Here is a 13,009-nt window from a genome sequence, read left to right as displayed (position 1 = left end):
TTGGCGGCGTGGCGTGGTGCGAGGGAAGGTGCGGGTAATTGGCGGGTGGTGCGTTGCGGGGATATTGATAGCTAGCGGGCAGAGATGTGCGGATGGTTGGCGGTCCGATGTAGAGTAGGGAGTCCAATGGTTCGTACGGCCAAGCGCCGGGGTGGCTTTTGCAGCAGGCCGACAAGCTGTCTGTCTCCCTGCCCCATATTGGAGCGGTGTGCACTGTTTACTGCTGCCGCGAGGAGCTGCTCCCGACAATCACACAGTATTGGAGCAGCTATCGGACATAGGATCCGTTAGTTGGAGCCATATGCCTTCACTTGAGGATTATCGGACATAGGATCCGTTAATTGTGCCGGCTCTATCTTGAACTCGATAAAAATCAGAAAATAGCGGAACGTATGTCCGATAGAGCAGTGATTTCGGTCTTTTTGGGAAAATAGCGGAACGTATGTCCGATAAAGCAAAAATCGCGAGCTTATTGGGGAAATAGCGGAACGTATGTCCGATCGGATGCGAGATGTCGGGCTAAGAAAAACAGCCGAGGCCCAGAACAGCAGCCAGCGGCGGATGTCCGAATGAAGCACCCGAATGGTGCCCATTCGGACACCAGCTGCCGTTTGGACACCAAACGAAAAAAAACACGGGCTCATCGCTTAGGCCCATGTTTTTTTCGTTCGGTTTTCTCCTCCGAGAGCCGGGCTTCCTGCCCGGGCTGAACCAAGCCCGCCGCCTGCTCCCGCCAGGCGGCGATGACAACGGCATGCTGCTCCAGCGCGGCTTCGCCTGCCGGCAGCAGCTGGTAGACGCCGCGCTCGATCTTGGCGAACCAGCCATAGTAGTTGCTGCGCAGCAGCTCGCCGGCGCGGGCGACGCCGGTCAGGTCGCGCAGCCGGGCCGGGGACAGCGGGCCGCCGGCCTTGAGGCCCCATGCCAGGCGCAGCGCCTTCTCCCGGTAGGCGGTCATCATGACGCGCCCGGACGCGCGCCCGCTGCCGCCGACGTTGTAGTCGCCGCTGCGCTCCCGGAATTCCTGCAGCAGCCGCTTCTCCCGCGATGGCCTGCGCCCGCGCATGGGAGCGTCGCCAGGCTCGCAGAGCATTTCCAGCACCGGAGCCTTCGTCTTGTAGAAGGTGACGGTGAGCAGCCCCATGCCGAGCATGCGGCACAGCTCGGCCAGCTCTCCGAAGCGCTGGTTCACCGCGCCGCGCTTCGAGCGGTTGCGCTCGACCGCGAGCACGACGCCTTCGGCGATCCGCATCCGCTGCAGGCCCTGCAGCAGCAGCGCCAGCGTGAACGTCTTCTTGAGCTCCACGATCAGCGTCTCGCCGCCGTCCGGGCGGATTGCGACGAGGTCGCAGTGAAGCACCTCGCCTTTGACCTCGTAGCCGAGTTTTTCATAGTAAGCCTTGACGGGGCCATAGAGCTCCGCTTCTTCCCGAACCGCCATCGTACACGCCTCCTTTCCGAGCTGTTCCGGAACAAGGGCGCCGCCCGCTGCTGCGCCATGCCAAAAGCCGCCGGCGCACGCCTGTTCCCATCGTCCGTTCATTATAGGAGATGCGCGGAGCAATGGCAATTCCTTTAAAGCGGCGAAATTTTCGGTCAAGTTATGAGAGGGGTCCGCATAGGCTTTAATACTTCGAATAGCTGCTATTCGGAAGCGGAAGCAGAGAGAAGCCTGGGCGAAGAGGGACTCAAGGGAAGCTTTAGCGGAAGCGATGGGAGGAGGCGCAGCATGGATATTTTCAAACGGATTGCGGAGTACAAGTCGGAGAGCGACCGCCTGGCCTGGTCAGGCACATTCAAAGAGTACATCGACCTGCTCAGGAGCGATCCGTCACCGGCGATGACGGCGCATTCGCGGGTGTATGAGATGATCAAGTCGCATGGCATCGAGGAGAAAAACGGCCAGAAAACCTATAAGTTCTTCCAGCAGGAAATCTTCGGCCTGGACCGCGCCGTTGAAAAGCTGATGGAGGAGTATTTCCACTCCGCCGCGAGAAGGCTGGATGTGCGCAAGCGGATCCTGCTGCTGATGGGACCGGTCAGCGGCGGCAAGTCGACCATCGTCACGATGCTGAAAAAAGGGCTGGAGAAATTTTCGCGCACCGAGCAGGGAGCGGTATTCGCGATCAAGGGCTGCCCGATGCACGAGGATCCGCTGCATCTCATTCCCCACGACCTGCGTCCCGAGCTCGAGAAGGAGATCGGCGTCCGGATCGAAGGGAATCTATGCCCTTCCTGCCAGCTCCGGCTGAAGACGGAGTTCGAGGACGACATCGAAAACGTGCTCGTCGAGAGGGTGTTCCTGTCCGAAGACAACCGGGTCGGCATCGGCACGTTCAGCCCTTCGGACCCGAAATCGCAGGATATCGCGGATCTGACGGGCAGCATCGACTTTTCGACGATCACCGAATACGGCTCGGAATCGGATCCGCGGGCCTACCGCTTCGACGGCGAGCTGAACAAGGCGAACCGCGGCCTGATGGAGTTTCAGGAGATGCTCAAATGCGATGAAAAGTTTCTTTGGAACCTGCTGTCGCTGACGCAGGAGGGCCAGTTCAAGGCAGGCAGGTTCGCATTGATCAGCGCGGATGAATTGATCGTCGCCCATACGAACGAATCCGAGTACAAGGCTTTCATATCCAACAAAAAAAACGAGGCTCTGCAGTCGCGCATGATCGTCATGCCGATTCCGTACAACCTCAAGGTGTCGGATGAGGAGAAGATCTATGCCAAGCTGATCGCCCAGAGCGATCTGCGCCATGTCCATATCGCCCCTCACGCGCTCCGTACAGCGGCCATCTTCTCCATCCTGACCCGGCTCAAGGAATCCAAGAAGCAGGGCATGGATCTCGTGAAGAAAATGCGGATGTACGACGGGGAGGAGGTCGAAGGGTACAAGGACGCCGATCTCAAGGAAATGCAGAATGAATTTCTGGAGGAAGGCATGTCGGGCATCGACCCCCGTTATGTCATCAACCGCATCTCCAGCGCCCTCATCAAGGGTGAAATGGACCATATCAACGCGCTCGACGTGCTGCGGGCGCTCAAGGACGGGCTCGACCAGCATCCTTCCATCACCAAGGATGAGCGCGAGCGTTACTTAAACTTCATCTCGGTAGCGCGCAAGGAATACGACGGCCTGGCCAAAAACGAGGTGCAAAAGGCGTTCGTCTATTCCTTCGAGGAGTCGGCCCGCACGCTGTTTGAAAATTATCTCGACAACATCGAGGCCTACTGCAACTGGTCCAAAATCAAGGATCCCCTCACGGGAGAGGCGATGGACCCCGATGAGCGGCTGATGCGCTCCATCGAGGAGCAGATCGGCGTATCCGAAAATGCGAAAAAGGCTTTCCGCGAAGAAATTCTGATCCGCATCTCCTCCTACTCCCGCAAGGCGCGCAAATTCGACTATACGAGCCACGAGCGGCTGCGCGAAGCGGTGGAGAAGAAGCTGTTCGCCGATCTCAAGGATATCGTGAAAATCACGACATCCACGAAGACGCCGGATGAGAATCAGCTCAAGCGGATGAACGAGGTGACCAAGCGGCTCGTCGACGAGCATGGCTACACGCCGGCGAGCGCCAACGAGCTGCTGCGTTATGTCGGCAGCCTGCTCAACCGCTGAAGCAGCCCGGCAGCGCCAACGAGCGCTGCGTCATGTCGGCAGCCTGCTCAATCGCTGAAGCAGCCCGGGCAGCACCAACGAGCTGCTGCGTTATGCAGGCAGCCTGCGGGCTTGAAGCTGCGCATGCAAGAGCCGTTTCCAGGTCCAGCGGACCCGGAGACGGCTTTTTTTCGTGCGGAGCCAGCTCCATGCGGGAGCAGGGGCGGTTCCGGAGACGGCTTTTATCCTCATGATGCGCATTGGACCTGAAGAGGAAGCCGCCGCCGGCCGCGGCTAGCCCCTTTGCCCCGCTCATTGGTCTTGAAGACGGTCTCCCCGCATAAACTTCCATGATTCGAGCGCAAACGCGCTTGGTTAAGATATGTTAGTTATATTGACATCTATTGGCAGGATCTTGTATGATCGGGGTAAAAAACTCCAGCCATATCTTCATTCGACCGTTACGGCCGGCATCCCGTCCCCGCTGAAGCCCGTACCGGAGGGAGGTCTACGCCCATGTCCAAGGCAGAGCCGCATCGCGCGGCTGCTTACGAATCCCGTTCTTTCTATGATGAAATGTACGATGAGCGGGGCGTTGTCCGGCCCCACTACGAGCATGTGCACCGCCATTTCTCCGCCATGAACCAGCCGGAGCAGGAGCGCCGCCGCCAAGCGGTCGGAGACCGGATGCTCCATGAAGGCATCACGTTCACCCTCTATGCGCCGGGAACTGCCGATCCGCTGGAACGGACGATTCCGTTCGACTGCATCCCGCGCATCATCCCGCCGGACGAATGGCATCATCTGGAGCTGGGACTGCAGCAGCGGGTCAAGGCTCTCAATCTGTTCCTCCAGGATATCTATCATGGGCAGCGCATCATCCGGGACGGACTCATCCCGAGGCGCATGATCGTCGGCAACCGCTACTTCCGTCCCGAGATGGCCGGCCTGCATGTTCCCGGCGGCGTCTACGTGACCGCCTCGGGCATCGACCTCATCCGCGACGAACAAGGTTATTACGTGCTGGAGGACAATCTGCGCAGCCCTTCCGGATTTTCCTATATGTTCAAAGGCAGGACCCTGATGAACGAGCTGTTCCACGAGCTGTACCTGTCCAGCTCGGCGGCGGACACCGACCGCAGCCTCAATATGTTCCTGCGCAGCCTGAGATCGCTGGCGCCTTCGGGGCGAAAGGATCCGCTCATCGTCCTCCTCACCCCGGGCTCCTACAACTCCGCCTATTACGAGCATACCTTCCTCGCTCAGCAGCTCGGGATCCATCTCGTGGAAGGGCGCGACCTCGTCTGCAAGGACCAGAAAATCTATCTCAGGGATCTGCGGGGCCTCCGCCAGGTGGATGTCATCTACCGGCGCATCGACGATGAGTTCCTTGATCCGCTCGCCTTTCAGCCGGACTCCATGCTGGGTGTGCCTGGACTGATGAACGCCTATCGGGCCGGCAATGTCGCCATCGCCAACGCTCCCGGAACAGGCGTGGCCGACGACAAGGCCGTGTACGCCTATGTCCCGGAGATGATCCGTTATTATATGGGGCAGGAGCCGATTCTGGGCAATGTGCCGACCTATATCCTTTCGCGAAAGGAGGAGAGGGACTATGTGCTCGAGCATCTCGAAGAGCTGGTCGTGAAGGAGACCTCGCTCTCCGGCGGATACGGGATGCTGATCGGGCCGCAGGCTTCCCCGGCGGAGCTGGACGTCTTCCGGGATTCCATCCGCCGCCATCCGGAGCGGTACATCGCCCAGCGGACGATGAAGCTGTCGACCGCTCCCGTCATGAGCGCCCAGGGGATGGAGCCCCGCCACATCGACCTGCGGGGCTTCGTGCTCAGCAGCGGCTCGGGAGAGACCCATGTCGTGCCCGGCGGCTTGACCCGGGTGGCGCTGCAGGAAGGCTCGCTCGTCGTCAACTCCTCCCAAGGCGGAGGGGTCAAGGATACTTGGGTGCTCCGGAAGCCATGAGCGGCAATCCGGAAACAATAGAGTTCGGAAAGGATGATGCGGCATGCTGAACCGCAATGCGGAGGCGCTGTTCTGGATCGGACGTTATATGGAGCGCACGGAAAATCACGCCCGTCTCGTCGATGTCCTGTATCATCTCCAGGGCAGTCCGGAGAACAAGGGCGGGGATGAGCTGAGGGCGGAGGTCGAATCGGCCGGCAAGTGGGCGCTCGTCGTCAGCTCCATCGGCAGCCGGGAAGCTTATGAGGAGCGTTACGCGGCTTACCGGGAGGAAAATGTGCTTCAATACGTCACGATGGACCGGGACAACTCCAATTCCATCCTGAGCTGCGTCAGCAGCGCCAGGGCCAACCTGCGGACGCTGCGGGAGAAGATGCCGGGCGAGCTGTGGGACACCGTGAACGGCATGTACTTGTGGCTGCGGGAGCGGCAGGAGGCGGGCTGGAGAGAGGAGGCGCCGCATCTCTTTTTCCGCCGGATGAAGGATTGGGCGAGCCTGTTCCAAGGGTACAGCCATTCCGTCATGCCGCGCGAGAACGAGTGGCGATTCATGGAATGCGGACGCCATCTGGAGCGGATGGAAAATACGCTGCGCATCCTGCAGGCTGTGCGGGGCTGGGTGCCCGGCGGAGGCTGGAACGGCCCGGAAGCCTATCCATACCTGCAGGCGGTGCTGCGTTCCATCAGCGGCTACGACGCCTTCCGCCGCTACCATGCGGACGGGTTCGGCGTGGAGAGCATCGTGGAGTTCGTCATGCTCAACCCGGCTTTTCCCCGCTCCGTCCATTACGCCCTGCATAAGATGGATGAGCATCTGTGCAGCCTGGAGCTTCAGGACAAGCAGCTTCGGATTTTGCATGGGCGGATCGCTCGAAGCTCGGGCCGGGCGAAAGCCGATCTGGCCTGCCTGGAGCGGGAGGATCTGCTGCTCGACGGCGAAGGGCGGATTCCGGCCCATCTGCTCGAACAATGCAGGCAGCTGGGCTCCGCCATGGAATCGGCGTTTTTTCGGATCGGGGAGGCCAGCGCGTGAAGCTTCATATTTCCCACATTACCCGCTACCGCTATGCCGATCCGGTTACGGACAGTGTCAATGAAATCAGGCTTACGCCGGCTACCGACGAGCGCCAGTCCTGCCATCAGCACAGCATTTCGGTCGAGCCCAACGCGCCGATGTTCGCCTATGAGGACTATTTCGGCAATAAAGTGCATGCCTTCACCGTCAACGCGCCCCATACGATGCTGACGGTGAGGACGGCCACGGTCGTGACGACGAAGGAGCCGCCCGCGGCCGGAGCGGCGGCCGCCATGCCGTCGGAGAAGGAATGGGCTTGGCTGCAAGGAGACGAAGCGCTGGACCGGTTCGCGGAGTACCTGCTGCCGACGGGATACACCGAGCTGTCCCCGGCCATCTCGGCCTTCACCGATGCCCGCGGTCCGCAGGATATCGGAGTGCTGGGCTGGCTGGAGAGATTGTCCGCCGACATCCAGGCGGAATTCATCTATGATCCCGAGGCGACCAACGTATATACGAAGGCTGCCGACCTGCTGGAGTTCCGGCGCGGCGTCTGCCAGGATTTCGCCCATCTGATGCTGGCCTGCTGCAGGCTCAAAGGCATACCGGCCCGTTATGTGAGCGGCTATCATTTCGTCGGGGATCTGAGAGGCGGCAACGCCGACTTCGAGCAGGCTTCGCATGCATGGGTCGAAGCTTATGTTCCGTCGGCGGGATGGCGCGGCTTCGACCCGACCAACGCCTCTCCGATCGGGGAGCGTTACGTCAAGCTGGGACATGGCCTCGATTACCGGGACATCGTTCCCTTCAAGGGCGTGTATATCGGCAGCGGCGCGCAGGAGCTGGACGTGCATGTCGATGTCAGCCGCCTGGAGGACTGAAGCCGCACGGACAAGCATGTCTCGCCGAAACGGGTCGGGCAGCAAAGAAGGATCGCCATTCGGTGTTGCTGCCTCCCGGCGGGGTTCTGGCCTCGACCGGGAGGCGCTGTGGAGTCGCCAAAGATTTCCCCTTCCGGGAGCCTATCGCGGCAGCCGGGAGCCCCTGTTCATTCAGCCGCTCCCCGAAGCTTCGATTTTGGAGCGGGCCCATAGGACGCCATAGAGCAGCAGAGGCAGATAGATCAGGAAGATCGAGGCGAAGGGACTCCAGTTTTTGGCGAGAAAATCCTGGATGAACACGGTGTTGGGATAGGACATCTGGGCGAGGACGACCATCCCCAGCCCGAGAGGGATGACGAAGGAGGCCTGCTGCTTGATGCCGAACACCTGGGCGAAGCCCATGACGGCCGCATCGAATGTCAGGACAATCTTGATCAGGATGGACAAGACCCAGATCAGAATCATGACCGCCTCGATCCGCTCCAGGAAATGGCCGATGCTGATGTTCTTGGCCAAGGTGTAGGCGGGAAAGAGCTGGTTGGACGTCACCGCATAACCGAGCACGCCGATGCTGCTTACAGTCGTCAGAACCAGGACGGCGCCTCCTACGAGAGCTCCGCCCAGATACGCTTTTGTCTTGCTGCCCGATTTCCGGATGTGGGGGTAGAGCATCGTCAGCACGACCATCTCCTGCAGTCCATACAAGGAAACCCCGCCTTTGATGGAGGGCATCAGTCCGTACTCCAGGACGGGCTCGAAATTATGGAAATCCATTTTGGGAATGGTAGATAGAAACAAGAGGGCGAACAAGAGCATCAGCCACGGGAAAAAGATTTCGGCCGCGCGGGAATAGGCGCTTTTTCCGAGGCGGACGGCGTACACGACGATGCCGACGAACAGCAGCTGCAAAATCTCGATCGTCGTTTCCGGCAAGTTCTGCGTCGTCATGAAGTATCCCAGGTCCCCTACCATGAGGGAGGCGAGCAGGTAGAAGAAAGCCGCAAACGCCAAGCCGAGCAGGGCGCCCGTCCATTTGCCGAGCGCGCTCCGGCACATCTGGACCAGCGATTCGTCCTTGCTCAGCCTCCCCAGCGCCGCATAGAGCGCGACCGTCGCCAGATTGATGCCGACGCCGATCATGGATGCCAGCCATGCGTCCTGCTTCGCGTCCAGCGCCAGGCCGGCGGGGGCGATCAGAATGGAAGTTCCGATCATGAAAAAGACGGTCAGAATGGTGAACGCGCGTACGGATATCGTTTGCTCTTGCGGCATCGTCTCATTCCTCTCAGGTGAACAGGGAGTAAAAGGCTTTGGAATAGCCGGATATGACCGCTGCGATTCCGGCCAGCGGATTGGGCGGGACGGGCATGAGAATGCATGCCAGGCTGCCCGCCGTAGCCGCGGCCAATACGGCCGCAACTCCTGCGGCTTCCTTCTTCTTCCCTTTTTTCCACAGGTCGGGAAGATCCAGCAGCCCCGTCAGCAGCCACGCTCCTGCAACTCCAATCCACAGCCACATTTCTCCATCCTCCTATTTCTTGATTTCGTCCTCCATGGACTTGATCGTCGTGCCGATCCGGCGGATCGTGCTGACGGACTTTACTTTCACCTTCGCCGTCTCGAACTCCCGATTCCAGTCCTTGATTTTGTGCCATTCCTTCGGATTTTGCCGGTGTAGAGCGTCCCCGAAGCCGAACACGTCGACCTTCAGCTGCTTCTGCAGCTTGCGGATCGTTTTATTCATCATGGCCTCCAGCTTCTCGTCGGCCGCTTTGGTCAGCGCGGACAACGTGGAAGGGTCGGTTATGTCCAGCCTACAGCCGATGTCCGCGATGTCCTGCTGCGTGTGCAGCACGACCTCGAACTCGTCCGGGGCAAGGGAGCGGATCTTCGCTTTGGAGCGCAGCACCTGATAGGAGACGAGTCCTTTGCTTCCCGGGCAAGGGGCGGTCAGAGTGGTCATGTACGTGGAATTCTGGATGAAGTTGAGCACGCGGGCATCGTTCTCGTCCATCCATCCGGCCATCCGATCGTATTTGAAGGCGGCCATGCCGTCGTATTTCAGCACGACAGCCGGATTTATATTCTGAGCGCTCGAAATTTTTTCTCCGGCTTGAGGCTTGCCGATGAGCTCGATCGTCGTCAGGGCCGGACCTTTGCCTTCCTTGGACAAATCCTGGATCAACCGGTCCAGCGTGACCTTTCCCGTAGCCGACCAGGTATTGTCGGACGTTTCCAGCTTCGTAAACAAGCTGTTCGATGGAATCGGATCGATCGGGCTGTACATGTCCAGAATTTCCGACGCCGAGGCGTTTTTGGCCACGATGAGAAAGAAGTCGGTCCGCAGCTCCCGGTTGCGGGAAATGAAGTCGAGCGGCTTGCTGATGCCGCCGCGGGCGATTTCCTCCCCGAGGATGAGAATCCGCAGATGGGAAAGGTACAGATCTCTCGCCGCCTTGACCGTCATCCGCGCCAGAGCGTCCGGAATGGTGAGCCCGCTGGCCTGATAGGTGACGACGGGGCTGAAGCTTCCGCCGCCGTTTTTTTTCTGGGTCACCTGCCCCGGATTCACGATTTGGGCCGATACCTGGTAGCGGCCGTTCTTCTTGTCGATGCCCATGCCGACGACGATGCTGATATCGTTGAGCTCATGGCGGCTCCAGCAGCCGGCGAGAGGCAGGAGAAGCAGCAGGCAGAGCAAGGCAGGCGCAAGCCTGGAGATACGCGGCTTCCGCATCATTTCTGCCTCCTCAGCTTTTTCGGGTGGAGGCTGCGGGGCCTGTTTTTCATCCGCGGAATCGCAATCCGGAACAGCGTGTCCTTTTGATCGCCCATGATGAAAGGAGCCATCGGGGACATGTAGGGCACTCCGAAGGAGCGGAGGCTGCATAGATGCAGCACGATGGCGATAATGCCGAGGAAGACGCCGTACAGTCCGAACGATGCGGCCAGCAGCATCAGCCCGAAGCGGATGATGCGGGCGGCGATGCCCATGTTGAAGGCGGGCAGGACAAAGTTGGCGATCGCGGTGATCGACACGACGATGACCATCGCCGCGCTGACAAGTCCGGCATCGACGGCGGCCTGGCCGACGACGAGCGTGCCGACGATGGAGATCGACTGTCCGATCGTCTTGGGCATGCGCACGCTCGCTTCCCGCAGAATCTCGAAGGTCACTTCCATGATGAGCGCTTCGATGAACGCCGGGAAGGGCACCCCTTCCCTTTGGCTGGCCAGGTTGTACAGCAGCGTCGTCGGCAGCATTTCCTGATGGAACGTCGAGATCGCGATGTAGAACGATGGAGTCAGCGTCGCCAGGAAAAAAGCCGCGAACCGGAGCAGGCGGATCAGCGTGCTGAAATCCGCCCGCTGATAGTAATCCTCGCTGGACTGAAAAAACTGGGTGAAGAGAGCCGGGACGAGCAGCACGAAGGGGGTGCCGTCCACCATGATCGCCACCCGGCCTTCCAGCAGCGCGGCGGCGACCACATCGGGCCTCTCCGTATTGAAGACGGTAGGGAACGGAGTGAAGGTTTTATCCTGGATGTATTCCTCGATGTAGTTGCTTTCCAGAACGCCGTCGATGTCGATCTGAGCAAGCCTTTCCCTGACCTGGTCCAGAACGGCGGGAGCGACAAGGTCTTTCACGTAAGCGACAGCCACCGTCGTCTTGGTGACGGTGCCGAGCGTCGTCGATTCGAACCACAGGGTCGGATTGGCGATTTTCCGCCTCAGCATCGCCGTATTCCAGCCGAGCACCTCCGTGAAGCCCTCGCGCGGGCCGCGTACGACAGACTGAACGTTCGGCTCCTCGACGGAGCGGGCCTTCACTTCCTTCGTCGCAACCGACAGGGCGGAGGAGGAGCCCTCCAGCATGAGGATGCTGTGGCCGTCCAGGAGCTTGTCGTACAGCTCGTCGAACGTATGGAGCATTTTGACGGAGCCTTCCGTGATGACTCGGGTTTTGTAATAAAGGATCCATTCCTCTACGGTCGAGCAGTCGGAATGGCTGCCGCCGCGCGAGAACAGCGACTGCATCATGAAGGTGGAATTGGACATCCCCTCGATGTACCAGACGGCGCCTTCAACGGAAGTGCCGTTGCTTAGGCTGGCCTGGAAGTCCCGATGGATCAGGTCGGGGCTGCTGCCGAATGCGGCATGGATGATTCCGGCGTTGATATTCAGGGCGGAGCTGAGCGCACCGGAGGTCCCTGCAAGCGTCTGATTCGTCATCCCGTCACCTGATTTCCTATATGGATTGGTACAGGTAGGATGAGCAATATTCCGGTTCCGTATCCTTAAATTAACATTTGGCAGTGAAAAAAAAGGGCAGCATCCCTCCGGCCGGAGCCGAACGGGATGCTGCCCTTTGCTGTTTTTCTCCTGAACGGAGCCGAGCGCGCTTGCCGCCCGGCAACCGCGGTAAGGAAACCGGCGATTCTACCGATGTCAATCAGAACGGCGACCTGTGCGCCGCGCACCGAGCGCCGTCATGCCGAGCGCCGTCATGCCGAGCGCCGAGCGCCGCCATGCCGGTCAGTCGGCCGAACGGCGCTGCACGGAATCGGCCTCGATCAGAGAAACGTAGATCCGCTCATGCTCGACTTCTTCGCCGCCTATGATTCGGAGCAGCTGCTCCGAAGCCATCGCTCCCCAGCGGTACTTGGAGTAGTCGATGGTGGCGAGGCGCGGCTCGAGATACTGGGTCAGGTCGATGTTGTCGAAGCCGACGAGCGAGATCTCCTCGCCGATCCGGACGCCCTTGCTGGCAGCGTAGTTGTACAGGCCGATGGCCATTTCGTCGTTGAGGCAGAACACGCCCGCCGGGCCTTCGTTCCGCTCCAGAATGATGCGTCCGGCTTCCTCGCCGGAGCCTTTGTTGAAGTCGCCTTCGATGATGACGGCTTCCAGCTCCGGATGGCGGTCGAGCGTCTGCCGGACGGCGATCATCCTCTGGCGCGAGTCGAAGGTGTCGGCCGGCCCCGACACGACGTACAGCTTGCGGTGCCCCGTGCCGATGAGATAGTCCATGGCGAGATTCGCGCCGGCCTTGTTGTCGAGCAGCACCTGGTTCACGGCGGGATGATTGAGCTCCCGGTCGAGCACGACCAGCTTGTGCCCGCGGTCGGCATAATCGAGCAGCTCCTCGTCCGAGAAGGTGGAGTCGAGAATGATGGCTCCGTCGATCATCCGCTCCGGCAGCAGGCGATGCGACTGCATGCCGCTGCAGACGATCAGGTCATAGCCCTTGCGGTTGAGCACTTCCTTCATTCCTTGCAGCAGATCGCCGTAGAATGCGCCCGTGAAGTCGGTCAGGAACGCCCCGATGATCCGGGATTCCTGCTTCTTGAGCTGGCGGGCCGCCGCATTGGGAATATAGTTCAGCTCCTTGGCGATGGCCAGAATCTTGGCGCTGGTTTCGGATGTGACCTTCGGACTGCCGTTCAGCGCATAAGAGACCGTCGAAATCGACACTCCGGCCTGCTTGGCGATATCCTTGATGCTGACCACCGAGATTCCTCCTGGAGA

The 13,009-nt window shown here is 60.1% G+C and carries 10 protein-coding genes; 4 read left to right on the top strand and 6 right to left on the bottom strand.

Features of this window, described 5'->3' with window-relative positions; genetic code table 11:
- Positions 1–640: 640 nt before the first annotated feature.
- The gene (locus tag PHU01S_RS08235) at positions 641–1,441 is read right to left on the bottom strand and encodes a DUF2161 family putative PD-(D/E)XK-type phosphodiesterase (RefSeq protein WP_127507085.1); all 801 of its coding nucleotides are present in this window, start codon (positions 1,439–1,441) and stop codon (positions 641–643) included.
- 288 nt (positions 1,442–1,729) lie between these two features.
- Here PHU01S_RS08235 and prkA point away from each other — a divergent pair, with 288 nt between their 5' ends.
- The 4 genes from prkA to PHU01S_RS08215 all read left to right on the top strand — a co-directional run bounded on the left by prkA (position 1,730) and on the right by PHU01S_RS08215 (position 7,480).
- Positions 1,730–3,625, top strand: coding sequence for a PrkA family serine protein kinase (gene prkA / locus PHU01S_RS08230; RefSeq protein WP_049867924.1), 1,896 nt, complete (start codon positions 1,730–1,732; stop codon positions 3,623–3,625).
- Between the two features lie 495 nt (positions 3,626–4,120).
- The gene (locus PHU01S_RS08225) at positions 4,121–5,584 is read left to right on the top strand and encodes a circularly permuted type 2 ATP-grasp protein (RefSeq protein WP_127507065.1); all 1,464 of its coding nucleotides are present in this window, start codon (positions 4,121–4,123) and stop codon (positions 5,582–5,584) included.
- A gap of 43 nt (positions 5,585–5,627) precedes the next feature.
- Entirely contained in the window at positions 5,628–6,617 is a 990-nt protein-coding gene (locus PHU01S_RS08220; protein WP_049867921.1) for an alpha-E domain-containing protein, read from the top strand.
- Entirely contained in the window at positions 6,614–7,480 is an 867-nt protein-coding gene (locus PHU01S_RS08215) for a transglutaminase family protein (RefSeq protein ID WP_048747514.1), read from the top strand. The genes PHU01S_RS08220 and PHU01S_RS08215 overlap by 4 nt, the downstream gene beginning before the upstream one ends.
- Positions 7,481–7,651: 171 nt before the next feature.
- Here PHU01S_RS08215 and PHU01S_RS08210 read toward each other — a convergent pair whose 3' ends face one another.
- The 5 genes from PHU01S_RS08210 to PHU01S_RS08190 all read right to left on the bottom strand — a co-directional run bounded on the left by PHU01S_RS08210 (position 7,652) and on the right by PHU01S_RS08190 (position 12,991).
- The gene (locus PHU01S_RS08210) at positions 7,652–8,752 is read right to left on the bottom strand and encodes a GerAB/ArcD/ProY family transporter (protein ID WP_127507063.1); all 1,101 of its coding nucleotides are present in this window, start codon (positions 8,750–8,752) and stop codon (positions 7,652–7,654) included.
- A gap of 13 nt (positions 8,753–8,765) precedes the next feature.
- Entirely contained in the window at positions 8,766–8,999 is a 234-nt protein-coding gene (locus PHU01S_RS08205; protein WP_048747510.1) for a hypothetical protein, read from the bottom strand.
- Between the two features lie 12 nt (positions 9,000–9,011).
- Positions 9,012–10,220 carry a Ger(x)C family spore germination protein gene (locus PHU01S_RS08200; protein ID WP_021880079.1) on the bottom strand — a complete coding sequence of 403 codons (1,209 nt, stop codon included), beginning with the start codon at positions 10,218–10,220 and terminating at the stop codon, positions 9,012–9,014.
- The gene (locus PHU01S_RS08195) at positions 10,217–11,713 is read right to left on the bottom strand and encodes a spore germination protein (protein WP_048747506.1); all 1,497 of its coding nucleotides are present in this window, start codon (positions 11,711–11,713) and stop codon (positions 10,217–10,219) included. The genes PHU01S_RS08200 and PHU01S_RS08195 overlap by 4 nt, the downstream gene beginning before the upstream one ends.
- A gap of 303 nt (positions 11,714–12,016) precedes the next feature.
- Positions 12,017–12,991, bottom strand: coding sequence for a LacI family DNA-binding transcriptional regulator (locus PHU01S_RS08190; protein WP_048747504.1), 975 nt, complete (start codon positions 12,989–12,991; stop codon positions 12,017–12,019).
- Positions 12,992–13,009 lie beyond the last annotated feature (18 nt).

This window comes from Paenibacillus humicus NBRC 102415, from assembly GCF_004000905.1.
In the GTDB taxonomy this organism is placed as follows: domain Bacteria; phylum Bacillota; class Bacilli; order Paenibacillales; family Paenibacillaceae; genus Paenibacillus_O; species Paenibacillus_O humicus.
This window is presented reverse-complemented; position numbering and strand designations above follow the sequence as displayed.

Bases quoted from the DNA above. Each gene is read 5' to 3' on its own strand.
- PHU01S_RS08220 (WP_049867921.1), top strand. From the start codon at position 5,628: ATGCTGAACCGCAATGCGGAGGCGCTGTTCTGGATCGGACGTTATATG.
- PHU01S_RS08205 (WP_048747510.1), bottom strand. From the start codon at position 8,999: ATGTGGCTGTGGATTGGAGTTGCAGGAGCGTGGCTGCTGACGGGGCTG.
- PHU01S_RS08210 (WP_127507063.1), bottom strand. From the start codon at position 8,752: ATGCCGCAAGAGCAAACGATATCCGTACGCGCGTTCACCATTCTGACC.
- prkA (WP_049867924.1), top strand. From the start codon at position 1,730: ATGGATATTTTCAAACGGATTGCGGAGTACAAGTCGGAGAGCGACCGC.
- PHU01S_RS08195 (WP_048747506.1), bottom strand. From the start codon at position 11,713: ATGACGAATCAGACGCTTGCAGGGACCTCCGGTGCGCTCAGCTCCGCC.
- PHU01S_RS08235 (WP_127507085.1), bottom strand. From the start codon at position 1,441: ATGGCGGTTCGGGAAGAAGCGGAGCTCTATGGCCCCGTCAAGGCTTAC.
- PHU01S_RS08200 (WP_021880079.1), bottom strand. From the start codon at position 10,220: ATGATGCGGAAGCCGCGTATCTCCAGGCTTGCGCCTGCCTTGCTCTGC.
- PHU01S_RS08225 (WP_127507065.1), top strand. From the start codon at position 4,121: ATGTCCAAGGCAGAGCCGCATCGCGCGGCTGCTTACGAATCCCGTTCT.